Annotated in this window: 25 protein-coding genes and 1 pseudogene; 21 read left to right on the top strand and 5 right to left on the bottom strand. The window is 67.5% G+C overall.

Features of this window, described 5'->3' with window-relative positions:
• Window positions 1–10: 10 nt before the first annotated feature.
• Window positions 11–223 carry a 50S ribosomal protein L31 gene (rpmE, locus tag BLR75_RS15495; protein ID WP_084312868.1) on the bottom strand — a complete coding sequence of 71 codons (213 nt, stop codon included), beginning with the start codon at window positions 221–223 and terminating at the stop codon, window positions 11–13.
• 220 nt (window positions 224–443) lie between these two features.
• On the opposite strand from rpmE, the gene BLR75_RS15490 reads away from it, so the two are divergent.
• The 10 genes from BLR75_RS15490 (at window position 444) to BLR75_RS15445 (ending at window position 13,600) form a co-directional block, all read left to right on the top strand.
• Window positions 444–2,663, top strand: a complete 2,220-nt coding sequence (locus BLR75_RS15490) for a primosomal protein N' (protein WP_084312870.1) — start codon at window positions 444–446, stop codon at window positions 2,661–2,663.
• 146 nt (window positions 2,664–2,809) lie between these two features.
• Complete coding sequence (gene argS / locus BLR75_RS15485; RefSeq protein WP_084312872.1) at window positions 2,810–4,549, top strand: arginine--tRNA ligase; 1,740 nt, start codon at window positions 2,810–2,812, stop codon at window positions 4,547–4,549.
• A 6-nt stretch (window positions 4,550–4,555) separates the two neighbouring features.
• Window positions 4,556–5,317 carry an SPOR domain-containing protein gene (locus tag BLR75_RS15480; RefSeq protein WP_084312874.1) on the top strand — a complete coding sequence of 254 codons (762 nt, stop codon included), beginning with the start codon at window positions 4,556–4,558 and terminating at the stop codon, window positions 5,315–5,317.
• Between the two features lie 203 nt (window positions 5,318–5,520).
• Complete coding sequence (gene hslV, locus BLR75_RS15475; protein ID WP_084312876.1) at window positions 5,521–6,054, top strand: ATP-dependent protease subunit HslV; 534 nt, start codon at window positions 5,521–5,523, stop codon at window positions 6,052–6,054.
• A gap of 29 nt (window positions 6,055–6,083) precedes the next feature.
• On the top strand, window positions 6,084–7,427 hold the full coding sequence (hslU, locus tag BLR75_RS15470) for an ATP-dependent protease ATPase subunit HslU (RefSeq protein WP_084312878.1): 1,344 nt from the start codon (window positions 6,084–6,086) through the stop codon (window positions 7,425–7,427).
• Window positions 7,428–7,556: 129 nt separating this feature from the next.
• On the top strand, window positions 7,557–7,931 hold the full coding sequence (locus tag BLR75_RS15465; protein ID WP_084312879.1) for a gamma-butyrobetaine hydroxylase family protein: 375 nt from the start codon (window positions 7,557–7,559) through the stop codon (window positions 7,929–7,931).
• Between the two features lie 375 nt (window positions 7,932–8,306).
• Entirely contained in the window at window positions 8,307–9,986 is a 1,680-nt protein-coding gene (gene phaC, locus BLR75_RS15460; protein ID WP_084312881.1) for a class II poly(R)-hydroxyalkanoic acid synthase, read from the top strand.
• 8 nt (window positions 9,987–9,994) lie between these two features.
• A complete protein-coding gene (gene phaZ / locus BLR75_RS15455; protein ID WP_371858130.1) occupies window positions 9,995–10,981 on the top strand; it encodes a poly(3-hydroxyalkanoate) depolymerase in 987 nt (328 codons plus the stop codon).
• Between the two features lie 217 nt (window positions 10,982–11,198).
• Window positions 11,199–12,881, top strand: a complete 1,683-nt coding sequence (phaC, locus tag BLR75_RS15450; RefSeq protein WP_084312885.1) for a class II poly(R)-hydroxyalkanoic acid synthase — start codon at window positions 11,199–11,201, stop codon at window positions 12,879–12,881.
• Between the two features lie 101 nt (window positions 12,882–12,982).
• Complete coding sequence (locus tag BLR75_RS15445) at window positions 12,983–13,600, top strand: TetR/AcrR family transcriptional regulator (protein ID WP_084312887.1); 618 nt, start codon at window positions 12,983–12,985, stop codon at window positions 13,598–13,600.
• Between the two features lie 67 nt (window positions 13,601–13,667).
• Here BLR75_RS15445 and BLR75_RS15440 read toward each other — a convergent pair.
• The 3 genes and pseudogenes from BLR75_RS15440 to BLR75_RS15430 form a co-directional block, all read right to left on the bottom strand.
• Window positions 13,668–14,390: pseudogene (locus BLR75_RS15440) on the bottom strand (phasin family protein); the annotation flags it as partial.
• Between the two features lie 13 nt (window positions 14,391–14,403).
• A complete protein-coding gene (locus BLR75_RS15435; RefSeq protein WP_084312891.1) occupies window positions 14,404–14,790 on the bottom strand; it encodes a phasin family protein in 387 nt (128 codons plus the stop codon).
• A gap of 177 nt (window positions 14,791–14,967) precedes the next feature.
• On the bottom strand, window positions 14,968–15,243 hold the full coding sequence (locus BLR75_RS15430) for a polyhydroxyalkanoic acid system family protein (RefSeq protein ID WP_084312893.1): 276 nt from the start codon (window positions 15,241–15,243) through the stop codon (window positions 14,968–14,970).
• 147 nt (window positions 15,244–15,390) lie between these two features.
• On the opposite strand from BLR75_RS15430, the gene ubiE reads away from it, so the two are divergent.
• The 11 genes from ubiE to BLR75_RS15370 all read left to right on the top strand — a co-directional run bounded on the left by ubiE (window position 15,391) and on the right by BLR75_RS15370 (window position 23,947).
• Window positions 15,391–16,173, top strand: coding sequence for a bifunctional demethylmenaquinone methyltransferase/2-methoxy-6-polyprenyl-1,4-benzoquinol methylase UbiE (ubiE, locus tag BLR75_RS15425; RefSeq protein ID WP_084312895.1), 783 nt, complete (start codon window positions 15,391–15,393; stop codon window positions 16,171–16,173).
• Window positions 16,170–16,799: a ubiquinone biosynthesis accessory factor UbiJ gene (locus BLR75_RS15420; protein ID WP_090416101.1), complete on the top strand. Its 630-nt coding sequence runs from the start codon at window positions 16,170–16,172 to the stop codon at window positions 16,797–16,799. The genes ubiE and BLR75_RS15420 overlap by 4 nt, the downstream gene beginning before the upstream one ends.
• Entirely contained in the window at window positions 16,796–18,397 is a 1,602-nt protein-coding gene (gene ubiB / locus BLR75_RS15415) for a ubiquinone biosynthesis regulatory protein kinase UbiB (protein WP_084312898.1), read from the top strand. The genes BLR75_RS15420 and ubiB overlap by 4 nt, the downstream gene beginning before the upstream one ends.
• 51 nt (window positions 18,398–18,448) lie before the next feature.
• The gene (hisI, locus tag BLR75_RS15410; protein ID WP_255312804.1) at window positions 18,449–18,895 is read left to right on the top strand and encodes a phosphoribosyl-AMP cyclohydrolase; all 447 of its coding nucleotides are present in this window, start codon (window positions 18,449–18,451) and stop codon (window positions 18,893–18,895) included.
• Complete coding sequence (locus BLR75_RS15405) at window positions 18,885–19,223, top strand: phosphoribosyl-ATP diphosphatase (protein WP_084312901.1); 339 nt, start codon at window positions 18,885–18,887, stop codon at window positions 19,221–19,223. Before hisI ends, BLR75_RS15405 begins: the two co-directional genes overlap by 11 nt.
• Window positions 19,224–19,249: 26 nt before the next feature.
• Entirely contained in the window at window positions 19,250–19,492 is a 243-nt protein-coding gene (locus BLR75_RS15400) for a twin-arginine translocase TatA/TatE family subunit (protein ID WP_084312903.1), read from the top strand.
• A gap of 3 nt (window positions 19,493–19,495) precedes the next feature.
• The gene (gene tatB / locus BLR75_RS15395; RefSeq protein WP_084312905.1) at window positions 19,496–19,897 is read left to right on the top strand and encodes a Sec-independent protein translocase protein TatB; all 402 of its coding nucleotides are present in this window, start codon (window positions 19,496–19,498) and stop codon (window positions 19,895–19,897) included.
• On the top strand, window positions 19,894–20,691 hold the full coding sequence (gene tatC, locus BLR75_RS15390) for a twin-arginine translocase subunit TatC (RefSeq protein ID WP_084312907.1): 798 nt from the start codon (window positions 19,894–19,896) through the stop codon (window positions 20,689–20,691). The genes tatB and tatC overlap by 4 nt, the downstream gene beginning before the upstream one ends.
• Window positions 20,688–21,395: a 16S rRNA (uracil(1498)-N(3))-methyltransferase gene (locus tag BLR75_RS15385; protein WP_084312909.1), complete on the top strand. Its 708-nt coding sequence runs from the start codon at window positions 20,688–20,690 to the stop codon at window positions 21,393–21,395. The genes tatC and BLR75_RS15385 overlap by 4 nt, the downstream gene beginning before the upstream one ends.
• Before the next feature lie 436 nt (window positions 21,396–21,831).
• Window positions 21,832–23,415 carry a methyl-accepting chemotaxis protein gene (locus BLR75_RS15375; RefSeq protein ID WP_084313021.1) on the top strand — a complete coding sequence of 528 codons (1,584 nt, stop codon included), beginning with the start codon at window positions 21,832–21,834 and terminating at the stop codon, window positions 23,413–23,415.
• A gap of 97 nt (window positions 23,416–23,512) precedes the next feature.
• Window positions 23,513–23,947, top strand: a complete 435-nt coding sequence (locus BLR75_RS15370) for a UPF0158 family protein (RefSeq protein WP_084313022.1) — start codon at window positions 23,513–23,515, stop codon at window positions 23,945–23,947.
• Between the two features lie 157 nt (window positions 23,948–24,104).
• Here the strand turns inward: BLR75_RS15370 and BLR75_RS15365 are convergent, their stop codons facing one another.
• A complete protein-coding gene (locus BLR75_RS15365; RefSeq protein ID WP_084312913.1) occupies window positions 24,105–25,538 on the bottom strand; it encodes an AdeC/AdeK/OprM family multidrug efflux complex outer membrane factor in 1,434 nt (477 codons plus the stop codon).
• Between the last annotated feature and the right edge of the window lies 1 nt (window position 25,539).

Raw genomic sequence — 25,539 nt, 5'->3', positions numbered from 1 at the left:
GAAATCGCTCTTACTTCTTGCCGAACATGGCGAAGCGCTGGTTGAAGCGATCGATACGGCCACCGGTGTCGACCACTTTCTGCTTGCCGGTGTAGAACGGGTGGCACTCGGAGCAGACGTCCAGGTGGATGCCCTTGCACAGGGTCGAACGGGTCTTGATCACGTTGCCGCAGCTGCAGGTGGCTTCGATTTCTTCGTACGCGGGATGGATTTCCGGTTTCATGCTGATTTCCTCTGGCTCATGGTGTGCCGCCACCCAGTCTCTGGCAGAAGCCGAGCCACGGTCATCGGAGGACCGAGGGCGGGATCTTTACCGGGCACCGCACGTAAATTAAGGGCGTGGATCATACCAGACACCCACGTCCATGCAAGCTGCAGCTGCGACCGACCGTCGCCACCAGCGTGCTAAGATCGCCGGTCCCCGCCGCCACGGAATCCGCCGCGTGCCCCAGCCCAGCATCCTGCGCCTCGCCCTACCCTCGCCGCTGCGCCGGCTGTTCGACTACCTGCCGCCGCGCGGGATCGACATCCGCCACCTGCACCCCGGCGTGCGCCTGCGGGTGCCGTTCGGCAAGCGCGAGATCGTCGGCGTGCTGGTGGAACTGGTCGAGCATTCCGAAGTGCCGGAAGACAAGCTGCGCCCGGCGCTGGCCGTGCTCGACCGCGAGCCGCCATTGCCGGCACACCTGCTCGAACTGTGCCGCTGGACCGCCCAGTACTACCAGCACAGCCTCGGCGACACGCTGTCCTGGGCGCTGCCCAACCTGCTGCGCCAGGGCGAACCGGCCGAGGCGCGGCTGCAGCGCTTCTGGCACGCGGAGCCCGGCGCCCGCCCGGAAGACCCGCGGCTGGCCCGCGCACCGCGCCAGCGCCAGGCGCTGCAGGTCCTGCTGCAGCATCCCCACGGCGTCTCCCACGAACTGCTGGGTCAGTTGCAGATCAACAAGGACAGCCTCGACCTGCTGCAGGAAAAGGGCCTGGTCAGCCTGGAAGAACGCCGCCAGGCGCCCATCGAGCACCATGGCGGCTGGCTGGCGCAGGCCGAACTGCCGCTCAACGCCGAGCAGCGCGCCGCGTTCGAGGCGGTGAAGTCCGGTTTCGGCAGCTTCCGCAGCTATCTGCTGGCCGGCGTCACCGGCAGCGGCAAGACCGAGGTCTACCTGCAACTGATCCACCAGGCCCTGGAAGCCGGCCGCCAGGCGCTGGTGCTGATCCCGGAGATCAACCTCGGTCCGCAGACCCTGGCGCGCTTCGAGCGCCGCTTCAACGCGCGCATCGCCCTGCTGCATTCGGCGCTGACCGACCGCGAGCGCCTCGACGCCTGGCTGGCGGCGCGCGACGGCGAGGCGGACATCGTCATCGGCACCCGCTCCGCGCTGTTCACGCCGCTGAAGAATCCGGGGCTGATCATCATCGACGAGGAACACGACGCCTCCTATAAACAGCAGGAAGGCCTGCGCTACCACGCCCGCGACCTGGCCATGGTGCGCGCGCGCCTGGAAAACGTGCCGATCCTGCTCGGCTCCGCGACGCCGGCGCTGGAAAGCCTGCACAACGCGCAGAGCGGCCGCTACGGCCTGCTGCGCCTGAACCAGCGCGCCGGCGGCGCGCACCAGCCGAAGTTCCAGCGCCTCGACGTGAAGAGCCTGCCGCTGGACGCCGGCATCTCCATGCCGCTGCAGCGCGCCATCGGCGAAACCCTGGCGGCCGGCCAGCAGGTGCTGGTCTACCTCAACCGCCGCGGCTTCGCCCCGACCCTGCTCTGCCACGACTGCGGCTGGATCAGCCAGTGCCCGCGCTGCGATGCGCGCATGACCCTGCACCAGGGCTCCGGCGAGTTGCGCTGCCACCACTGCGACCAGCGCCAACGCCCGCCGCGCAAGTGCCCGAAGTGCGGAATGCTCGACCTGCGCCCGGTCGGCGCCGGCACCGAGCGCGCCGAGGAACGCCTGAATATCCTCTTCCCGAAGCATCCGGTGCTGCGCATCGACCGCGACAGTACCTCGCGCAAGCACGCCATGCGCGACCTGTTCGCCACCATCAACAAGGGCGAGCCGTGCATCCTGGTCGGCACCCAGATGCTCGCCAAGGGCCACCATTTCCCGCGGGTCACCCTGGTGGCGATCCTCGACGCCGACGGCGGGCTGTTTTCCGCCGACTTCCGCGCCAGCGAGCGCATGGCGCAGCAGATCGTCCAGGTCGCCGGCCGCGCCGGGCGCGCCGAGGAACCGGGCCGCGTGCTGATCCAGACGCACCTGGCCGACCACCCGCTGCTGGTGCAGCTCACCGAGCAGGGCTACTTCGCCTTCGCCGAGCAGGCCCTGAGCGAGCGCCGCGCCGCCGGCCTGCCGCCCTTCGCCCATCTCGCCCTGTTGCGCGCCGAGGCGCACAAGCCGGGCCAGGCCGAAGCCTTCCTCGACGCCGCCTGCATGGAGGCGGAAAACCTCCAGGCCAGCCTCGGCCACGAGGTGGAACTGCTCGGCCCGGTGCCGGCGCCGATGGAACGTCGCGCCGGCCGTCACCGCGCCCAGCTGCTGCTGTCCGGCAGCGCCCGCGCGCCGCTGCACCGCCTGCTGACGCCCTGGCTGCAGATGCTCGAACAGCTCCCCGGCGGCCGGCAGGTGCGCTGGTCGCTGGATGTGGACCCGATCGATTTGTTCTAGCCGGCCCGAGATCAAGGCGCGGTACGCCCTGAGCTTGTAGCCTTAAGCTTCCAACTTGCCGCTGTGCCCCACGGGCACCCATAATGCGCGGTTCTGAGCCAGACAACCGGTCGCCCGCCCACTCGGCGCGATGACGGAGACACGAGATGAAAGACACCATCCGCCAGCTGATCCAGCAAGCCCTCGCCCGCCTGACCGAGGACGGCACCCTGCCCGCCGGCCTCACGCCCGATATCCAGGTGGAAACCACCAAGGATCGAGTGCATGGCGACTACGCCAGCAACATCGCCCTGATGCTCGCCAAGCCGGCCGCACAGAAGCCGCGAGACCTGGCCGGCAAGCTGCAGGCGGCGCTGCCCGCGCACCCGCAGGTGGCCAAGGTGGAAATCGCCGGCCCCGGCTTCCTCAACTTCTTCCAGGACGAAGCCTGGCTGGCCGACAGCCTCGACGCCGCCCTCGCCGACGACCATCTCGGCGTGCGCAAGAACGGCCCGGCGCAGCGCGTGGTGGTCGACCTGTCCTCGCCGAACCTGGCCAAGGAAATGCACGTCGGCCACCTGCGCTCGACCATCATCGGCGACGCCGTGGCCCGCGTTCTCGAATTCCTCGGCGACAGCGTGATCCGCCAGAACCACGTGGGCGACTGGGGCACCCAGTTCGGCATGCTGCTGGCCTACCTGGAAGAGCAGCCGGTGAACGCCCAGGCCGAACTGCATGACCTGGAAGTCTTCTACCGCGCGGCGAAGAAGCGCTTCGACGAGTCCGCGGAATTCGCCGACCGCGCCCGCGAACTGGTGGTCAAGCTGCAGGCCAACGACGCCGAGTGCATGCGCCTGTGGACCCGTTTCAACGAAATTTCCCTGTCGCATTGCCAGCAGGTCTACGACCGTCTCGGCGTGAAGCTGACCATGGCCGACGTGAAGGGCGAGAGCGCCTACAACGACGACCTGGCCAACGTGGTCGCCGACCTCACCGCCAAGGGCATGCTGGTCGAGAGCGACGGCGCCATGTGCGTGTTCCTCGAAGAATTCAGGAACGCCGAAGGCAACCCGCTGCCGGTGATCGTGCAGAAGGCCGGCGGCGGCTACCTCTACGCCACCACCGACCTCGCCGCCATGCGCTACCGCCACCAGAAGCTGCACGCCGACCGCGTGCTGTACTTCGTCGACCAGCGCCAGGCCCTGCACTTCCAGCAGGTGTTCGAAGTGGCCCGCCGCGCCGGTTTCGTCCCGGCCGGCATGGACCTGGAGCACATGGGCTTCGGCACCATGAACGGCGCCGACGGCCGCCCGTTCAAGACCCGCGACGGCGGCACGGTGAAGCTGATCGACCTGCTGGAAGAGGCCGAGGAGCGCGCCTACACCCTGGTGAAAGCCAAGAACGCCGAGCTGGACGAGGCCGAGCTGCGGCAGATCGCCCGCGCCGTGGGCATCGGCGCGGTGAAATACGCCGACCTGTCCAAGCACCGCACCAGCGACTACAGCTTCAACTTCGAACTGATGCTCAGCTTCGAGGGCAACACCGCGCCCTACCTGCTGTACGCCTACACCCGCGTGGCGAGCATCTTCCGCAAGCTGGGCAAGAGCTTCGACGAAGCCACCGGCAGGATCGTCCTCGAACAGCCGCAGGAGCAGGCCCTGGCCGCGCAGCTGGCGCAGTTCGGCGACGTGCTCAATAACGTCGCGCAGAAGGGCGTGCCGCATATCCTCTGCTCCTACCTCTACGAGCTGGCCGGTCTGTTCTCCAGCTTCTACGAGAACTGCCCGATCCTCGCCGCCCAAACCCCGGCGCAGCAGGAAAGCCGCCTGAAGCTGGCCGCCCTCGCCGGCCGCACCCTCAAGCAGGGCCTGGAGCTGCTGGGCCTGGAAACCCTGGAGCGCATGTAAGCATCCATGGCGAAGAAGAAACCCGCTCCCAAGCGCGGCGCCAGCCGCTACCAGCCGCCGGCGCGCAATTCGTCGGTGCCCGGCTGGGTCTGGCTGGTGGCCGGCCTCGCCATCGGCGGCTTCATCATGTTCCTCACCAAGCTGGAGCCGGGACGCGATGAAGTGCGCCGGGAAAAGCCGGAGCAGCAGAAGCCGGCGGTCGGCCAGAACAAGCCGGCGCAGCCGCCGGCCCCGGTGGCGGTGAAGCCGAAGTACGACTTCTACACCCTGCTGCCGGGCTCGGAAGTGGTGGTGCCGCCGGAAGCGGTGCCGGTGAAGCCGCAGGCACCCGCCCAGCCGCCGGTTCCGCCGCCGACCGTGGTGGCGACGCCCGAGGAAGCGGCGAAGATCGACACCCAGCGCGCCCTCGCCGCCCTCAGCGGACAGACCCCGCCGCCCCCGGCGGTGGTCAAGCCGGCCGCACCGGCCCAGTCGCAGCCACAGCAGGCGGCGGCCAGCAAGCCGGCGGCGCCGGCTGCCGTGGCGTCCACCCAGTACTTCCTGCAGGCCGGCTCGTTCCGCAAGCAGACCGACGCCGAGCGCGTACGCGCGCAGATCAGCATGCTCGGCCAGATGGCCCGGGTGGAATCCGGCACGGTGCGCGACGAGGTCTGGTACCGGGTGATGGTCGGCCCGTTCAGCGACCGCAGCAAGGTCTCCCAGGCACAGAAGCAGCTGTCCTCCAACGGCTTCGGCAACGTGCTGTTACAACAGCGACGGAGCCGCTGAGCCTCCCCGGGTAGGGCGGGTGCAACCCGCCATTCCCTTCGGCAACGCGAATTCGGCGGGTTGCACCCGCCCTGCAATTGCAGGCCAATCGCCAGGGCGGGACAAATTCTCGCGCTCGTCGGCCGAGGACTTGAACCCGCCCCACCTCATCCCCATCTGACTCTGCATTCGGGCAATTCGCCCCGCTGTGTGGAGTAATCCCCTTGACCACAATCGTTTCTGTACGCCGCCACGGCAAGGTCGTCATGGGCGGCGATGGCCAGGTTTCCCTGGGCAACACCGTGATGAAAGGCAACGCCAAGAAGGTCCGCCGCCTGTACCACGGTGAAGTGCTGGCCGGTTTCGCCGGCGCCACCGCCGACGCCTTCACCCTCTTCGAACGCTTCGAGCAGCAGCTCGAGAAGCACCAGGGCCATCTGGTCCGCGCCGCCGTCGAGCTGGCCAAGGACTGGCGCACCGACCGTTCCCTGAGCCGCCTGGAAGCCATGCTGGCGGTGGCCAACAAGGACGCCTCGCTGATCATCACCGGCAACGGCGACGTGGTCGAACCCGAGCACGGCCTGATCGCCATGGGCTCCGGCGGCGGCTTCGCCCAGGCCGCGGCCATGGCGCTGCTGCAGCACAACGACAAGCTCTCCGCCCGCGAAGTGGCCGAGACCGCCCTGAACATCGCCGGCTCGATCTGCGTGTTCACCAACCAGAATCTCACCATTGAGGAGCTGGACAGCGCCGCTTGAGGCGTTGTCGCTTCGGAGTACCTCTAAAAATGTCCATGACTCCCCGCGAGATCGTTCACGAACTCAACCGCCACATCATCGGCCAGGACGACGCCAAGCGCGCCGTGGCCATCGCCCTGCGCAACCGCTGGCGGCGCATGCAGCTGCCCGCCGAGCTGCGCGCCGAGGTGACGCCGAAGAACATCCTGATGATCGGCCCGACCGGTGTCGGCAAGACCGAGATCGCCCGCCGCCTGGCGCGCCTGGCGAATGCGCCGTTCATCAAGGTGGAAGCGACCAAGTTCACCGAGGTCGGCTATGTCGGCCGCGACGTGGAATCCATCGTCCGCGATCTCGCCGATGCCGCGATCAAGATGCTCCGCGAGCAGGAAATCCAGAAGGTGAAGTACCGCGCCGAGGACGCCGCCGAGGAACGCATCCTCGACGCCCTGCTGCCGCCGGCGCGCACAACCGGCTTCGGCGACGAGCCGGCGCAGCGCGAGGATTCCAACACCCGCCAGCTGTTCCGCAAGCGCCTGCGCGAAGGCCAGCTGGACGACAAGGAAATCGACATCGAGGTCGCCGACGTCCCGGCGGGCGTGGAAATCATGGCCCCGCCCGGCATGGAGGAGATGACCAGCCAGTTGCAGAACCTGTTCTCCAACATGGGCAAGGGCAAGCGCAAGACCCGCAAGCTGAAGGTCGCCGAGGCGATGAAGCTGATCCGCGACGAGGAAGCGCAGCGCCTGGTCAACGATGAAGACCTCAAGGGCCGCGCCCTGGAAGCGGTGGAGCAGAACGGCATCGTCTTCCTCGACGAGATCGACAAGATCGCCAAGCGCGCCAACGCCGGCGGCGCCGACGTCTCCCGCGAGGGCGTGCAGCGTGACCTGCTGCCGCTGATCGAGGGCTGCACGGTGAACACCAAGCTGGGCATGGTGAAGACCGACCACATCCTGTTCATCGCCTCGGGCGCGTTCCACCTGTCCAAGCCGAGCGACCTGGTGCCGGAACTGCAGGGCCGCCTGCCGATCCGCGTCGAGCTCAAGGCCCTGACCCCGGGCGACTTCGAGCGCATCCTCACCGAGCCGCACGCTTCGCTGACCGAGCAGTACAGCGCGCTGCTGAAGACCGAGGGCCTGGACATCGAATTCGCCCCGGACGCCATCAAGCGCCTGGCGGAGATCGCCTACCAGGTCAACGAGAAGACCGAGAACATCGGCGCGCGCCGCCTGCACACGCTGCTGGAGCGTCTGCTGGAGGAAGTCTCGTTCGACGCCGCCGACCTGGCGAGCAAGCACGACGGCCAGCCGATCCGCATCGACGCCGACTACGTCAACGGCCACCTGGGCGAACTGGCGCAGGACGAAGACCTGTCGCGGTATATCCTTTAAGAGCAGCTGGAAGCCAAAAGCGGTTTCCAGCATTCAGACATGTAGGAGCGAGCTTGCTCGCGATGCTTTCGCTGTTGCGGGGATCGCCAGCAAGCTGGCTCCTACAGGCCCACCCTCCGGATCTTGCCCATGCGTATTCCCACCGCCATCAAGCTGCACAAAGCCTCGAAGACCCTGGAGCTGGAATATGCCCCGGGCGAGCGCTACAGCCTGAGCGCGGAATTCCTCCGCGTGCATTCGCCCTCGGCGGAAGTGCAGGGCCACGGCAATCCGATCCTGCAGTACGGCAAGATCAACGTCGGCCTGAACGCCCTCGAGCCGGCCGGCCAGTACGCGCTCAAGCTGACCTTCGACGACGGCCACGACAGCGGCCTGTACACCTGGGACTACCTCTACCAGTTGTGCACGCGCCAGGAAGAGCTGTGGGCCGACTATCTCGCCGAGCTGGAAAAAGCCGGAAAATCCCGCGACCCGAACGAGTCGGTCGTGAAACTCATGCTCTGAAACCCGACCGACGGGTCATCCCCTTCTTCTGCCCGCATCTCCCGCAGGGCACGTCATTTGCAACATTTCCCGCGGAAACTGAAGCCAGCCCGGCCCGCCGCGGAAATCCCGCCGTGAAGGATCGATCCGCGCCCACTCTAGAAAGCGCTTTCTAATCCGCCACGCCATACTTTCCCGACGGGTCGGTGCTGAATCCGCTTGCGCGGCGTCGCCGTTGCCCCGGTTCGAAAACGGTGCACAGCTGTTTCCCGGGCAACAGCGACCAGCCAAGCGATGAATGCGCGGAGACCGCTTCGCGTCCATCAAACCCGAGCAGTACCTGGCATCGAGGTGCAACTCCGCCAGTATTGGTCTCAGGACTTTGGAGCATCGCCCATGACCCAGAAGAGCAACAACGGATTGTCCCAGCAGGCCGCGGAAAACACATTGAACCTCAACCCCGTGATCGGCATTCGCGGCAAGGACCTGCTGACTTCTGCCCGCATGGTATTGCTGCAGGCGGTGAAGCAGCCGCTGCACAGCGCCAGGCACGTCACCCGTTTCGGCCTGGAGCTGAAGAACGTCCTGCTCGGCACCTCGGAGCTGCGGCCAACCAACGACGACCGCCGCTTCGCCGACCCGGCCTGGAGCCAGAACCCCCTGTACCGCCGCTACATGCAGACCTACCTGGCCTGGCGCGGCGAACTGCAGAACTGGATCGCCCGCAGCGACCTGCCGCCGGAAGACGTCGGCCGCGGCCAGTTCATCATCAGCCTGCTGACCGAGGCCATGGCGCCGACCAATACCCTGAGCAACCCGGCTGCGGTCAAGCGCTTCTTCGAGACCGGCGGCAAGAGCCTGCTCGACGGCCTCACCCACCTGGCCAAGGACCTGGTCAACAACGGCGGCATGCCCAGCCAGGTGAACATGGACGCCTTCGAGGTCGGCAAGAACCTGGCGACCACCGAGGGTGCCGTGGTGTTCCGCAACGACGTGCTGGAGCTGATCCAGTACCAGCCGACCGGCGCATCGGTGCACGAGCGGCCGCTGCTGGTGGTGCCGCCGCAGATCAACAAGTTCTACGTGTTCGACCTGTCGCCGGAGAAGAGCCTGGCGCGCTTCGCCCTGCGCAGCAATCTGCAGACCTTCATCGTCAGCTGGCGCAACCCGACCAAGGCGCAGCGCGAATGGGGCCTGACCACCTACATCGAGGCGCTCAAGGAAGCGGTCGACGCGGTCCTCGACATCACCGGCAGCGCGGACCTGAACATGCTCGGCGCCTGCTCCGGCGGCATCGCCACGGTCACCCTGCTCGGTCACTACGCCGCCCTCGGCGAGCACAAGGTCAACGCCTTCACCCAGATGGTCAGCGTGCTCGACTTCGAGCTGGACACCCAGGTCGCGCTGTTCGCCGACGAGAAGAGCCTGGAAACCGCCAAGCGCCGCTCGTACCAGGCCGGCGTGCTGGAAGGCAGGGACATGGCCAAGGTGTTCGCCTGGATGCGCCCCAACGACCTGATCTGGAACTACTGGGTCAACAACTACCTGCTCGGCAACGAGCCGCCGGCCTTCGACATCCTGTTCTGGAACAACGACACCACCCGCCTGCCCGCCGCGCTGCACGGCGAGCTGGTGGAAATGTTCAAGAGCAACCCGCTGGCGCGCCCGGGCGCGCTGGAGGTGAGCGGCACGCCGATCGACCTGAAGCAGGTCACCTGCGATTTCTACTGCGTGGCCGGCCTCAACGACCACATCACACCCTGGGAAGCCTGCTACCGCTCGGCGCGTCTGCTCGGCGGCAAGTGCGAGTTCATCCTCTCCAACAGCGGGCACATCCAGAGCATCCTCAACCCACCGGGCAACCCCAAGGCGCGGTTCATGACCGGCCCCGACCTCTCGGCCGATCCGAAGACCTGGCAGGAAAACTCCAGCAAGCATGCCGACTCCTGGTGGCTGCACTGGCAGGCGTGGATGACCGAACGCTCCGGTGCCCTCAGGGACGCGCCGGCCAGCCTCGGCAGCGCCGCCTTCCCTGCCGCCGAGGCTGCCCCCGGAACCTACGTGCACGAACGATGAAGACAGAAATGCCCAGCGAAACCAGCATGGCCAACGATGGCGCAGGGCCGGCAGCGAACTACAGCGCTGCCGGCCCGGCCACGCCGCGCACACGAAAAAGAACCAATGGCGAGCCGGCCGCGGTGAAATCCGGCATCGCCCCGCAGCCGTTCATCTTCCGCACCATCAACCTCGACGGGCAGAGCATCCGCACCGCGGTCCGCCCGGGCAAGGCGCACATGAGCCCGCTGCTGATCTTCAACGGCATCGGCGCCAACCTGGAGCTGGTGTTCCCCTTCGTCGCCGCACTCGATCCGGACCTGGAAGTGATCGCCTTCGACGTGCCCGGCGTCGGCGGCTCGTCGACGCCGAGCGTGCCGTACCGCTTCCCCGGCCTGGCCAGGCTGGTGGCGCGCATGCTCGACTACCTGGACTACGGCCAGGTCACCGCCATCGGCGTGTCCTGGGGCGGCGCGCTGGCCCAGCAGTTCGCCCACGACTATCCGGAGCGCTGCAAGAAGCTGATCCTCGCCGCCACCGCCGCCGGCGCGGTGATGCTGCCGGGCAAGCCGAAGGTGCTCATGCGCATGGCCAGCCCGCGGCGCTACATCCAGCCGTCCTACGGCGCGCGCATCGCCCCGGACATCTACGGCGGCGGCTTCCGCCGCGACCCGAAGCTGGCCCTGGCCTTCGCCAGCAAGGTGCGCTCCGGCGGCAAGCTCGGCTACTACTGGCAGCTGTTCGCCGGCTTCGGCTGGACCAGCTTCCACTGGCTGCACAAGATCCGCCAGCCGACCCTGGTGCTGGCCGGCGACGACGACCCGATCATCCCGCTGGTCAACATGCGCCTGCTGGCCTGGCGCATTCCCAACGCCGAGCTGCACGTGATCGACGACGGCCACCTGTTCCTCATCACCCGCGCGGAAACGGTGGCGCCGATCATCATGAAGTTCCTCGCCGAGGAGCGGCAGCGCGCGGTGATGCACCCGCGGCCGTTCGTGCCCAAGGCCGGCTGACTGTCGATCCGCTGTCGCCCGGGCAACAGCGCACCACCATGGACGGCCCCGGCAGTCATCGCATCGTAATGGTGCGCAGGCATCCTCGATCGTTCATGAGCCGGGTGAACGCGGGGATGTCCACTCTGGTCGCGGCGCGCTGCGAGGCGCGTCCGCGCATTCTGGTACAGCCCTTGCTGCACCCGCATGACGACTGTCCCTTCATGGAGAGCTGCCCATGCGCGAAAAACCCCAGCCCGGGAAAGTCCCTGCCCCGACCGAATTCATGAATGCGCAGAACGCCATCGTCGGCCTGCGCGGCAAGGACCTGCTGTCCACCGTGCGCCTGCTCGCCCTGCAGGGCGTGCGCCAGCCGCTGCACAGCGCGCGGCACCTGGCGGCGCTGGGCAAGCAGATGGGCAAGGTGATGCTGGGCGACTCGGAGCTGCAGCCCAATCCACAGGACGCGCGTTTCCAGGACCCGTCGTGGCGGCTCAACCCGCTGTACCGGCGCACCCTGCAGGGCTACCTGGCCTGGCAGCAGCAGTTGCTCGCCTGGATCGACGAGAGCGACCTGGACAAGGACGACCGCGCACGCTCGCGCTTCCTGCTGTCGCAGTTCACCGACGCGATGTCGCCGTCCAACAGCCTGGCCAACCCGCTGGCGGTGAAGGAGCTGTTCAACACCGGCGGCAAGAGCCTGTTCAAGGGCATGCGCCATCTGCTCGGCGACCTGCGCCACAACGGCGGCATGCCCAGCCAGGTGGACAGGAACGCCTTCGAGGTCGGCCGCAACCTCGCCGCCACGCCGGGCGCGGTGGTGTTCCGCAACGACGTCCTCGAACTGATCCAGTACAAGCCGCTGGGCGAGTACCTGCACGCCCGGCCGCTGCTGGTGGTGCCGCCGCAGATCAACAAGTACTACATCTTCGATCTGTCGCCGGAAAAGAGCTTCGTGCAGTACGCGCTGAAGAACAACATCCAGCTGTTCATCGTCAGCTGGCGCAACCCCGACGCGCGCCACCGCGAATGGGGGCTGTCGACCTACGTCAAGGCTGTGGACCAGGCCATCGAGGCCTGCCGCTCGATCAGCGGCAGCCGCAGCGTCAACCTGCTGGGCGCCTGCTCCGGCGGCCTGACCATGGCCGCGCTGCAGGGCCACCTGCAGGCGCGCCGGCAGCTGCGCAAGATCGCCAGCGCCACCTACCTGGTCAGCCTGCTCGACAGCCACGTGGAAAGCCCGGCGGCGCTGTTCGCCGACGAGCAGACCCTGGAAAGCAGCAAGCGCCGCTCCTACCAGCAGGGCGTGCTGGATGGCCGCGACATGGCGCGGATATTCGCCTGGATGCGCCCCAACGACCTGATCTGGAACTACTGGGTCAACAACTACCTGCTCGGCAAGCAGCCGCCGGCCTTCGACATCCTCTACTGGAACAACGACAACACCCGGCTGCCCGCCGCGCTGCACGGCGACTTCCTCGACTTCTTCAAGCACAACCCGCTGAACCGGCCGGGGGCCATGGAAGTCAACGGCACGCCGATCGACCTGCAGAAGGTGGCGGTGGACAGCTTCCACGTCGCCGGTATCACCGACCACATCACGCCCTGGGACTCGGTCTACCGCTCCGCCCTGCTGCTCGGCGGCGACAAGCGCTTCGTGCTGTCCAACAGCGGGCACATCCAGGCGATCCTCAACCCGCCCGGCAATCCCAAGGCCTGCTTCTTCGAGAACGGCAAGCTGAGCGGGGACCCGCGCGCCTGGTACTACGACACCCAGCGCCACGAAGGCAGCTGGTGGCCGCTGTGGCTGGAATGGCTGCAGGAGCGCTCCGGCGAGCGCCGCCCGGTCAGCTTCGAGCTGGGCAACGCCGAGTACCCGGCGATGGAGGCGGCGCCAGGCACCTATGTGCATATCCGCTGAATGACCGGCTGGCATCCCCTCCTCGCTCACCAATCGCGGGGGGTGGCGCCGCTGCCGCGCGGCGGCTATCGTCGGGCCAGCCAATCTGGAATGGAACACGGATGAAAACCCGCGACCGCATCCTCCTGTGCGCCCTCGAACTGTTCAACGAGCGCGGCGAACCCAATGTCTCGACGCTGGAAATCGCCACGGAAATGGGCATCAGCCCCGGCAACCTGTACTACCACTTCCACGGCAAGGAGCCGCTGGTGCTGGCGTTGTTCGAGCGCTTCCAGGACGAACTGGCGCCGCTGCTCGACCCGCCCGCCGAATTCAGCCTGGATACCGAGGACTGCTGGCTGTTCCTGCACCTGATCGTCGAGGGCCTGGCGCAGTACCGCTTCCTGTTCCAGGACCTGTCCAACCTGTCCGGACGCCTGCCCAAGCTGGCGCGCGGCATGCGCACCTGGCTCAACACCCTCAAGCGCACCCTCGCCACCCTGCTCGCCCAGCTGAAGGGCAGCGGGCAGATCCACAGCGGCATCGAATCCCTCGGCCAGCTGGTGGAGCAGATCACCCTGACCCTGCTGTTCTCCCTCGACTACCAGCGCATCCTCGGCCGCGAGGGCGAAGTGCGCCTGGTGGTCTACCAGATCATGATGCTGGTGGCGCCGCACCTCGAAGAGGACACCCGCGCCGCCGCCGAGCAACTCGCCCAGAGCTACCTGGCGACCGACTGAGGCGGAATGAAAACGCCCGGCACTGGGCCGGGCGCAAGAGGCACTGCGGGGACGATCAGACGTCGAGCTTCAGCGACTCGTTGGCGGCCGGGGCCGCTACCGGGGTGGCGTTGACCGCTTCGACCACCGGCTCCACCAGCGGAGCGGCAACGACTTCCGGAGCTGCCGAGGTCACGTCGGCCGGCTTCGGCTCGACAACCTTCTTCGCTGCCGGCTTCTTCGCCGCAGCCGGCTTGGCTGCAGCAGGCTTGGCCGCAGCAGGCTTCGCGGCAGCCTTGGGCGCTGCGGGCTTGGCAGCCGCCTTGGTCGCCGGCCTGGCCTTGGCCGCTGCTGCTTTCGCTGCCGGCCTGGCCGCAGTGGTTTTAGCAGCAGGCTTGGCGCTCGCGACCTTGACGCCGGTGAGGGCTTCGATCTGCTTGGTCAGGGCTTCCACCTTGCCGTGCAGTTCCTTCACCTCGTTGCGGCTCGGCACGCCCAGGCGCGAGATGGCGCTGTTGAGGCGCTTGTCGAAGGCCTCCTCGAGCACGCCCCACTTGCCCAGGGCCTTGCCGCGCACGGCGTCGACCTTGGACTTGGCGGAGCTCTTCACCGAGTCGACCGACTTCTCGACCTCGCTCTTGGCTTGTTTCTCGGCCTTTTCCCCGTCCTTGACCAGGGACTCGAACAGCTTGCTGCCGTCCTTGCTCATCTTCGAGTAGGCGCCCAAACCAGCCAGCCAGATCTGCCGCGAGTATTTCTCGATTTCGCCGACCAGACCGGTTTCTTTGTCGGTAGTTTTCTTGCCAGCCATGCTGCTCTCCTGATCAATGCGGGCGGGCGACGCTCTCGAGCGCAGTACCCAACTCGTCCAGCTTAGCAGACAGGGCATTGACGTCGTTGCGCGAGGGGATGCCGATGCGGTTCAGGGAGGCGGAGACGCGGTCGTCGAACTGCAGCTTTTCCTTGACCTTGCTCAGGCGGCTGCGAACGCGGCCTTCGGCCTGCTCGTAGCGGTCGGTGACCAGCTTGCGGCCTTTCTTCTCGACGCCTTCACCGGTCTTCACCAGCTCCTTGAAGTACTCGATGCCTTCCTGACCGGCCTTGGCGTAGGCGCCCAGGCTGGCGAGCCATACCTGGCGGGTGTAGAACTTCACGTCCGATACCAGGGAAGCGGTTTGCTCTTCGACTTTCTTGCTGGCGGCTTTGGCCATGGTGCACCTCATAGTTTGGGTTCAAGAAACCGTCCGCCCAGCGCGGACTTGAGATGCACGGTATCGGGGAAAATTAGAAAACGCATACCAACCGGTAGAAGCGGAGGGGAAGGCTGCAGGCCGTAAGCTACAGGCTGCAGGCAAAAGCTTTTGGGCCTGAAGCCTGCAGCCGCTTTTTTAAACCAGCGCCTTGTCCAGGCCGCGCTCGATCTCGCTCTTCAGCACGCCGCCCATGGCCGACAGCAGCAGGCCGAGCTTGATGTCCACCACCACGCGGTCCTCGCTCACGTCGATGCGGCCGTCCACGCCGCTGCGCTGGAACACCAGGGTGTTGCCCTGCCATACGTGGCTCAGCCCGTACTGGCTGGCGAAGCGCTCGCCGAGCTTGTCCGCCTTGGCGCGAGCGGCCTCCAGGCCGAGGGAATGGGCGCGTTCGACACGAATATGGGACATCGGGCTTCTCCGGAAATCTTGTCAGGCAGATGCGCGGACTATAACCCGGCAGGACGATTCACCGCACTCCGCCCGGCCACCGGCGAGGCAGCACTTTCCGCGCATCCTGTTAGAATGGCCGCCACTTACGTCCAGGGTACATACGCCATGAGCGAGCCGCGCAACTCCCGCGAGGGCCAAGGCCCCGCCGAACCGACCACGCATTTCGGCTACCAGACCGTGCCGGAGAGCCAGAAGGCCAGGAAGGTCGCCGAGGTCTTCCACTCCGTGGCAGCCAAGTACGACCTGATGAACGACCTGATGTCCGGCGGCGTCCATCGCCTGTGGAAGCGCTTCACCATCGAGCTTTCCGGCGTGCGCAGCGGCAACCGCGTGCTCGACATCGCCGGCGGCACCGGCGACCTGACCCGCCAGTTCTCGCGCCTGGTCGGCCCGACCGGCGAGGTGGTGCTGGCCGACATCAACGCCTCGATGCTCCAGGTCGGCCGCGACAAGCTGCTCGACAGCGGCGTCTCCGGCAATGTCAGCTTCGTCCAGGCCGATGCCGAGCAGCTGCCCTTCCCGGACAACCACTTCGACTGCGTGACCATCGCCTTCGGCCTGCGCAACGTCACCCACAAGGATGCGGCCATCCGCTCCATGCTGCGCGTGCTCAAGCCGGGCGGCCGCCTGCTGGTGCTGGAATTCTCCAAGCCGACCAGCGACCTGCTGTCCAAGGCCTACGACGCCTACTCCTTCACCCTGCTGCCGCTGATGGGCAAGCTGATCACCAACGACGCCGAGAGCTACCGCTACCTGGCCGAGTCGATCCGCATGCACCCGGACCAGGAAACCCTCAAGGCGATGATGGTCGAGGCCGGTTTCGACCGCGTCACCTACCACAACATGACCGGCGGCATCGTCGCCCTGCATCGCGGCATCAAGCCCTGATGACACTCCTCGCCCAGGCGCTGTTGGCCGCCGCCGAAACTGCCGTCGACCGCGTGCTGCGCCTCGACGGCGTGGCGCTGCAGCGGCTGGCGCGGCTGTCCGGCAAGGTGCTGGAGGTGGACTGTCAGGCGCCCGTCCTGCGCCTGTTCATTCTCCCCGCCGGCGACGGCCTGCACTTCGCCGCGCAGCATGAGGCCGAAGTCGACTGCACCCTGCGCGCCCCCGCCGGACGCCTGCTGCAGCTGGCCGTGGCGCGGGACAAGACCAGCGTCCTGCACAGCCCGGAAGTGGAAATGGACGGCGACAGCGGCGTGCTGCTGGAACTCGCCGACATCCTGCAGAGCCTCGAACTGGACTGGGAATACGAAGTCTCGCGCTGGCTCGGTCCGCTGCCCGCGCAGTTCCTCGGCAGCCAGCTGCGCGGCAGCGCGCGCTGGGCCGGCGACAGCCTGGAAAGCCTGCGCCTGAGCCTGGCCGACTACCTCGCCGAGGAAAGCCGCGCACTGGTCGGCCGCCACGAGGCCGAGGCGCGCTTCGCCGAACTGGACCAGATGAAGATCGCCCTCGACCGCCTCGACGCGCGCATCGCGCGCCTCGCCCAGAAGACCAAGCCCGACCAAGCATGAAGCTGCTCGCCCTCCGCCGCCTGCTGCGCATCCAGCGCGTGGCGATCCGCTACCGACTCGACGACCTGGTTCTCGATCTCCCCGTACTGCCCTGGTGGCTGCGCCTGCTCGGCGGCCTGCTGCCGTGGCGCTGGCTGCCGCGGCGCAAGCTGGAGCTGACCCGCGGCGCACGCCTGCGCCTGGCCCTGGAGGACCTCGGACCGATCTTCATCAAGTTCGGCCAGATCCTCTCCACCCGCCGCGACCTGCTGCCCGACGACATCGCCGCCGAACTGGCGCGCCTGCAGGACAAGGTCCCGCCCTTCCCGCCGGAACAGGCCGTGGCGCGCATCGAGGAACAGCTCGGGGCCAAGGTCGAGCAGATCTTCGCCCGCTTCGAGCGCGAACCGCTGGCCTCGGCCTCGGTCGCCCAGGTCCACGCCGCGCAGCTGAAGACCGGCGAGGAGGTGGTGGTCAAGGTGATCCGGCCGAACCTCAAGCCGGTGATCCGCGCCGACATCGCCTGGCTGTTCGTCATCGCCCGCATCGCCGAACGCATCTCCAGCGACGCCCGCCGCCTGCATCCGGTGGAAGTGGTCAGCGACTACGAGAAGGTCATCTACGACGAACTCGACCTGCTCCGCGAAGCCGCCAACGCCAGCCAGCTGCGGCGCAACTTCGACGGCTCGCCGCTGCTCTACGTGCCGCAGGTGTATTGGGACTTCTGCCGGCCGAAGGTGCTGGTGATGGAGCGCATCTACGGCATCCCGGTCACCGACCTGGAGGTCCTGCGCGACCAGCGCACCGACTTCAAGGCGCTGGCCGAGCGCGGCGTGGAGATCTTCTTCACCCAGGTGTTCCGCGACAGCTTCTTCCACGCCGACATGCACCCCGGCAACATCTTCGTCAGCACCCGCACGCCCTGGAGCCCGCAGTACATCGCGGTGGACTGCGGCATCGTCGGCAGCCTCACCGACGAGGACCAGAACTACCTGGCGCGCAACCTGATCGCCTTCTTCAAGCGCGACTACCGCAAGGTCGCGCAGCTGCACATCGACTCCGGCTGGGTACCGGCGGAAACCCGGGTCAACGACTTCGAGGCGGCGATCCGCACCGTCTGCGAGCCGATCTTCGAGAAGCCGCTGAAGGACATCTCCTTCGGCCAGGTGCTGCTGCGCCTGTTCCAGACCGCGCGGCGCTTCAACATGGAAGTGCAGCCGCAGCTGGTGCTGCTGCAGAAGACCCTGCTGAACATCGAGGGCCTCGGCCGCCAGCTCTATCCGGACCTCGACCTGTGGACCACCGCGCAGCCCTTCCTCGAACGCTGGATGCGCGACCGCGTGAGCCCCGGCCAGCTGCTGCGCAACTTCCAGCAGCAGGTCGAGCAGGTGCCGCACCTGGCGCAGATGACCCGCGACACCCTGGAGCGCCTGTCGCAGCCGCATGCACGGAACGAGACGCTGCCGGAGCGACGGCGGCAGCGCGACTGGGCCGGCCCGGCGATCGGCGCGCTGCTGGTCATCGGCGCGGCGGAAACCGGCCTCGCCACCCACAGCCTGGCGGCCTGGCCGGCGTGGGCGATGCTGGCCGGCGGTCTATATCTGATCCTGCGCCGATAGCCAGTGGCCGTTGCCGCTGGCACACTAACCAACTGACTGGTTGCCTTCGCCGTGGGCGACGCAACCGCCCGCAGTACGGAATCGACGATGAAAGACTGGCTGGACGAAATTCACTGGAATGCCGATGGACTGGTCCCGGCGATCGCCCAGGACCATCAGACCGGCCGCGTGCTGATGATGGCCTGGATGAACCGCGAGGCCCTCGCCCTGACCGCCGCCGAGAACCGCGCCATCTACTGGTCGCGCTCGCGCGGCAAGCTCTGGCGCAAGGGCGAGGAGTCCGGCCACGTGCAGAAGCTGCACGAGCTGCGCCTGGACTGCGACGCCGACGTGGTGATCCTGATGGTCGAGCAGCTCGGCGGCATCGCCTGCCATACCGGCCGCGAGAGCTGCTTCTACCGCGTCTACGAAAATGGCGCCTGGCGCACCGTCGACCCGGTGCTGAAGGACCCCGACGCGATCTACCACCACGCCGCGGAACACAAGCATGAGCACTGATACCCTGGCCCGCCTGGCGGAAGTCCTCGAAGCGCGCAAGAATGCCGCGCCGGACAGCTCCTACGTCGCCAGCCTGTACCACAAGGGGCTGAACAAGATCCTGGAAAAGCTCGGCGAGGAATCGGTGGAAACCATCCTCGCCGCCAAGGACGCCGCCACCAGCGGCGATTGTTCCGACCTGATCTACGAAACCGCCGATCTCTGGTTCCACTCGCTGGTCATGCTCGCCGCCCTCGGCCAGCATCCGCAGGCGGTACTGGACGAACTGGATCGCCGCTTCGGCCTGTCCGGCCACGACGAGAAAGCGGCGCGCCAGCCTTCGGCCTGAGCGCGAACGATAACGAGGAGAGCAACATGGGCATTTTCGACTGGAAACACTGGCTGGTCATCCTGATCGTGGTGATCCTGGTATTCGGCACCAAGCGCCTGAAGAACCTGGGTTCGGACGTCGGCGAAGCGATCAAGGGCTTCCGCAAGGCGATGAACACCGAGGAAGAGCAGAAGGACGAACAGACCCCGAACAACCCGCCGCTGAACCAGCCGAACACCATCGAAGGCCAGGCGCGCAAGGTCGAAGAGCCGGCGCGCAAGGACTGACGGATGTTCGGTATCGGCTTCAGCGAACTGCTGCTGGTCGGCCTGGTCGCCCTGCTGGTGCTCGGCCCCGAGCGCCTGCCCGGCGCCGCGCGCACCGCGGGCCTGTGGATCGGCCGGCTGCGCCGCAGCTTCAACTCGATCAAGCAGGAAGTGGAGCGCGAGATCGGCGCCGACGAAATCCGCCGGCAGCTGCACAACGAGCACATCCTGTCGATGGAGCGCGAGGCGCAGAAGCTGATGGCCCCGCTGACCGGCCAGCAACCGCCAGCCGAGACGCCCGCCAGCCCCGCGGCGGCCACGCCCGTCGCCGGCGAGACCACCACGGCCACGCCTTCCGCCGCCCCGGCAGCGCCGGCCAGCGCCAGCCAGACGCCCTCCGTTTCCGAGACGCCGCGTAATCCATGAGCGACGAAAAACCCGACCAGCCCGAGAACGACCAGGAAATGCCGCTGGTCTCGCACCTCACCGAGCTGCGTACACGCCTGCTGCGCTGCGTGATCGCGGTGTTCGTGATCTTCCTCGGCCTGCTGTACTTCTCGCAGCAGATCTACACCATGGCCTCCGAGCCGCTGCGCCGCTTCCTCCCGGAAGGCGCGACCATGATCGCCATCGACCCGGCCTCGGCGTTCCTCGCGCCGCTCAAGCTGACCATGATCGTCGCCGTGCTGCTGTCGATGCCGGTCATCCTCGGCCAGATCTGGGGCTTCATCGCGCCCGGCCTGTACAAGCACGAGAAGCGCATCGCCCTGCCCATGCTGGTGGCGAGCATCATCCTGTTCTACGCCGGGATGGCCTTCGCCTACTTCCTGGTGTTCCCGTTGATGTTCCACTTCTTCATCGGCTCGGCCCCGGCAGGGGTGACGCCGATGACCGACATCAACAGCTACCTGGACTTCCTCACCCTGCTGTTCGCCTTCGGCCTGACCTTCGAGATCCCGGTGGCCACCGTGCTGCTGGTGTGGGTCGGCATCGTCAACGTCGAATACCTGGTGAAGATCCGTCCGTACGTGATCATCGGCTGCTTCGTGGTCGGCATGATCCTCACCCCGCCCGACCCGCTGTCGCAGACCCTGCTGGCGGTGCCGATGTGGATGCTGTTCGAGACCGGCCTGCTGTTCAGCCGGCTGATCCGCAAGCGCACGCCCGGCGAGGAAGACGCCAGCAGCGATAGCGACCAGCCGCCGGCCACCCGCCCGTGAACCTGCTGCTGCTCGACGACGCCGACTTCGTCGCGGCGGACCGCGTCATCCTGCGCGACCGCCGCCTGACCCACCTGCATGAAGTGCACCGCGCGGAAAGCGGCGACAGCCTGCGCGTCGGCCGCCTCGGCGGGCTGATGGGCGAAGGCCGCATATTGCAGCTGACGCGGGAACAGGCGGAACTGGCGGTGAGCTTCGACCAGCCGCCGCCGGCCAAGCTGCCGATCACCCTGCTGCTCGCCCTGCCGCGGCCGAAGATGCTCCGCCGGGTGCTGCAGACCGTCGCCGCCATGGGCGTGCCGCGCCTGGTGCTGCTGAACAGCTACCGGGTGGAAAAGAGCTTCTGGCAGACGCCCTTCCTCGATCCGGCGGCGGTCCGCGAGCAACTGGTCCTCGGCCTGGAACAGGCGCGCGACACCGTGCTTCCGGAAGTGATCATCGAGAAGCGCTTCAAGCCCTTCGTCGAGGACCGCCTGCCGGCCATGGCCGACGGCAGCCTCGGCCTGATCGGCCACCCCGGCCCCTGGCCGGCCTGCCCGCGCGCCGTCGAGCGGCCGGTGACCCTGGCGATCGGCCCGGAAGGCGGCTGGATTCCCTACGAAGTGGACAAGCTGCGCGAAGCCGGCCTCGCCCCGGTGCAGCTCGGCGCGCGCATCCTGCGCGTGGAAACCGCCGTCACCGCCCTGCTCGCCCGGCTGTTCTGAGCAGCATTACCCCGCGAGACAAACAGCCTCGGATTCGCCGGACGGATTGTTCGCGGGCATGGCCCGCTCCTACAGGTAGTCCAGGGCCGCGGTGCTTTTCGTAGGAACGAGGGGGGCGCCTAGCCCTTGCTCGCGAACAAAATGCGCTGAGATGCCAAGACAGTTGCTCCTACAAAAAACCAACTCGACGCCACCAACCATATCTGCGCGCTCCTGTAGGAGCGGGCCATGCCCGCGACCCATATTTGCGTAGGCCCTCTTGCCAAAAGCCCCGCGCAATTTCGCACTGAAGTTCCAGAAAACCCCGCCGATAACCCCTGACGCACGAAGATGCGTCCGGGGCGAGAGCACTCGCCTGCCCGGAGACAACAAGAGCCTCGCCTCGAACATGATCGCCATGGGCTGCCACGCCCATGGCCTGCCGGGAGATATCCACATGTTGAATTGGTTGGTGTTCAAGTACCGCGGCCTGCCGATCAGCCGCAAGCTGATCCTCGGTTTCAGCATTCCGCTGCTCATGACCGTGCTGCTCATGCTCGGCAACATTCGCACCGTGAACCTGCAGTCCGAGCGCGGCGAGCAGCTGGTCAGCATCACCCAGCTCATGGACCTGGGCCAGCGGGCCGAACGCACCCTCCTGGAATACCGTCTGGAAGGCGAAGCGGCGCAAGGCGCCCGCTTGCAGCAACTCGGCGAGCAGATGCTGGCGCTGGTGAAGGACAAGCTCGGCGCCGACGATCTCGACCGCGACAAGCTCGCAGCCGTCCAGCGGGGAGTCGAAGCCTATCGCAGCGCCGCCGGCGCACTGCTCCGCGCCGGCCCGGAGCGCGACGCGGACCAGGGCATCTACCGGCAGCTGGAACAGGTGACCGCCGCCATGCTGGACAGCGGTGTCGCGCTGTATGACCGGACGTTGCAACAGCGCGACCAGGACGTTGCCGCGGCCCTCCAGCGGCAGATCTTCTACACCCTGTTCGCGCTGGCGTTCGGCGTGCTCTCGGTGTGGGCCATCAACAAGTCGATCATGCGTCCGCTGGGCAAGGCGCTGGAGCTTGCCGAAAGCATCGCGCGGGGCGACCTGACCCGCAGCTTCGCCCGCCATCCCGACGACCAGCGCCTCGACGAACTGGGCCAGTTGCAACGCAGCATGCAGCGCATGCGCGACAGCCTGGCCGAGCTGGTCGGCCATATCGGCGGCAGCGTCAGCCAGCTGGCCACCGCGGCCGACGAACTCTCGGCGGTCACCGAGCAGACCCGCGCCGGGGTCAACAGCCAGCGCATCGAGACCGAGCAGGTCGCCAGCGCCATCCACGAAATGGCCGCCACCGTGCAGGAAGTCGCGCGCAACGCCGAACAGGCTTCCGCCGCCGCCCAGCAGGCCGACCAGCAGGCGCGCCAGGGCGACCGGGTGGTAGGCGAAGCCATGGTGCAGATCGACCTGCTGGCCGCCGAAGTGGAGCGCTCCGCCGCCGCCATGGAGCGCCTGAGGAGCGAAAGCCAGAAGATCGGCAGCGTGCTCGACGTGATCAAGTCGGTGGCCGAGCAGACCAACCTGCTGGCGCTCAACGCCGCCATCGAAGCGGCACGCGCCGGCGATGCCGGGCGCGGCTTCGCGGTGGTCGCCGACGAGGTGCGCGGCCTGGCCCGGCGCACCCAGCAGTCCACCGCCGAGATCGAGACGCTGATCGCCGGCCTGCAGCAGGGCGCCCAGGAAGCGGCGACGATGATGGAGGACAGCCGCCGCCTGACCGGCAGCTCGGTGGAGCTGACCCGCCGCACCGGCGAAACGCTGGAAAGCATCGTCCGCTCGGTGGCCGAGATCCAGGGCATGAACCTGCAGATCGCCTCCGCCGCCGAACAGCAGAGCAGCGTCGCCGACGAGATCAACCGCAGCGTCAGCCAAGTCCGCGAGATCGCCGACCAGTCCGCCGCCGCCAGCGAACAGACCGCCACTTCGAGCAACGAACTGGCGCGGCTGGGGAACGATCTGCAGCTGCAGGTGGGGCGCTTCCGCCTATAAGAGCGGCAACCTGTCTCGCCAATGGCGGGACAGGTTGCGACACATGCCCGTCATCCTGGCGTAGGATCATGGTCACGTCCCAATGGAGATCGAGACCATGCGCCCCCTGACCATCGACCTCGACGAACTTGCAGTCGCCCTGGACACCCCGGGAGTCGACCATTACTTCGATCTCGCCAACGGCCAGGTCGTGCTCGCCGCCATGGACGAGAACGCCGCGGAATTCGCCGACCTGCTGGAAAACGAACCGGAACGCCTGCTGCCCATCGACCCCCTGAGCGCCGAGCAGTCGCTGCAACTGATGCGCGACTTCCTCCCCGAAGTGGCCGAGCCGCACGCCTACGCCGCGCTCGCCAGCGCCCTGGAAGGCCGCCGGCCGGTGAAGGCGTTCCACCATGTGCTGATGGGCTATCCGGTGCTCCTCCAGGCCTGGCAGCTCTACCAGGCCGACCGCCTGCGCCAGTGCGCACTGGACTGGCTGGCGGCCAACGACCTCCAGCCGGCGGCGACGCACAGGCCCTGGGGACTGTAGGAGCGGGCCATGCCCGCGAATCGCACGCATGGCGTGCTCCTACAATTGCGTAGGGTGAATAACGCGCCAGCGTTATCCACCGTCGTCCCGACTCCTCCCCGCCCCCACAAACCAAAACGCCGCCTCGAATGGGCGGCGTTTTCGTTGTGGCGCGGGTTCACCCCCTGGGCTGCGCTGTGCTCTCCTGGCTCGCCGTGCGCTCCTCCCAGCCACCGCCGAGGGCCTTGTACAGGTTCACCTCGCTGGTCAGCTGGGCCAGACGGTCGCCGATCAGCTGCTGCTGGGCGCTGAACAGCAGGCGCTGGGCGTCGAGCAGGGTCAGGTAGTTGTCCACCCCGGTGCGGTAGCGCTTCTCCGCCAGCCCGTAGTACTCGGCGCTGGCCTCCACCAGGGCGCGCTGGGCGTCCAGCTGCTCGTTGTAGGTGGCGCGCGCGGCGAGGCCGTCGGCCACTTCGGAGAAAGCGATCTGGATGGCCTTCTCGTACTGCGCGATGTTGATGTCCTTCTGCACCCTGGCCAGGTCCAGGCTGGCCTTCAGGCTGCCGGCGTTGAAGATCGGCAGGTTGAGCTGCGGCTGGAACAGCCAGCTGCCGGAACCGCCCTTGAACAGGCCGGACAGTTCGCTGCTCAGCGAGCCGGCGTTGGCGGTCAGGCTGATGCTCGGGAAGAACGCCGCGCGGGCCGCGCCGATGTTGGCGTTGGCCGCCTTCAGCTGGTGCTCGGCCTGGAGGATGTCCGGGCGCCGCTGCAGCAGGTCGGACGGCAGGCCGGCCGGTACGTCGGCGAGCAGGTCGGCGTTCAGCTCCATACCCTGCGGCAGGTCCGCTGGCAGGCCGCTGCCGAGCAGCAGGACCAGCGCATTCTGGTCCTGCACCACCAGCCGCGAGTACTGCGCCAGGGTCGCCCGGGTGCTTTCCACCGAGGTCTGCGCCTGGCGCAGGTCGAGGGCGGAAGCCACGCCCACCTCGTAGCTGCGGCGGGTCAGGTCGTAGCTCTTCTGGAAGGTGTCCAGGGTGTCGCGGGTCAGCTGCAGCAGCGCCTGGTCGGCGCGCAGGGTCAGGTAGGCGTTGGCCACGCTGGCCACCAGCGCGGTCTGCACGCTGCGCTGCGCCTCGGTGCTGGCGAAGTACTGTTCCAGCGCCGCGTCGCGCAGGCTGCGCAGGCGGCCGAAGAGGTCGATCTCCCAGGCCGTGGTGCCGATGGTCGCGCCGTACTGGCTGGTGATGGTCGGGCTGCCGGTCTGCGACAGGTCGCCCGGCACGCGCTGGCGCACGCCGCTGACGTTGGCGTCGATCGCCGGGAACAGATCGGCACGCTGGATGCGGTACTGCGCCTGGAACGCCTCGACGTTCAGCGCGGCGACGCGCAGGTCGCGGTTGTTCTGCAGCGCCACTTCGATCAGGCGCTGCAGCTGCGGGTCGTTGAAGTACTCGCGCCAGCCGATGTCGGCGGCCTTCACCGCCGCGCTGTCGGCCGGGGCGCCGTTGTAGCTGCCGGCCACCGGCGCCGCCGGGCGCTGGTACTCCGGGATCAGCGAGCAGCCGGAAAGCAGCGCCGCGGCCAGGGCAGTGGAAAGTAGCGTCTTGGTCATC

The organism is Pseudomonas jinjuensis (assembly GCF_900103845.1).
Classification (GTDB): domain Bacteria; phylum Pseudomonadota; class Gammaproteobacteria; order Pseudomonadales; family Pseudomonadaceae; genus Pseudomonas; species Pseudomonas jinjuensis.
This window is presented reverse-complemented; position numbering and strand designations above follow the sequence as displayed.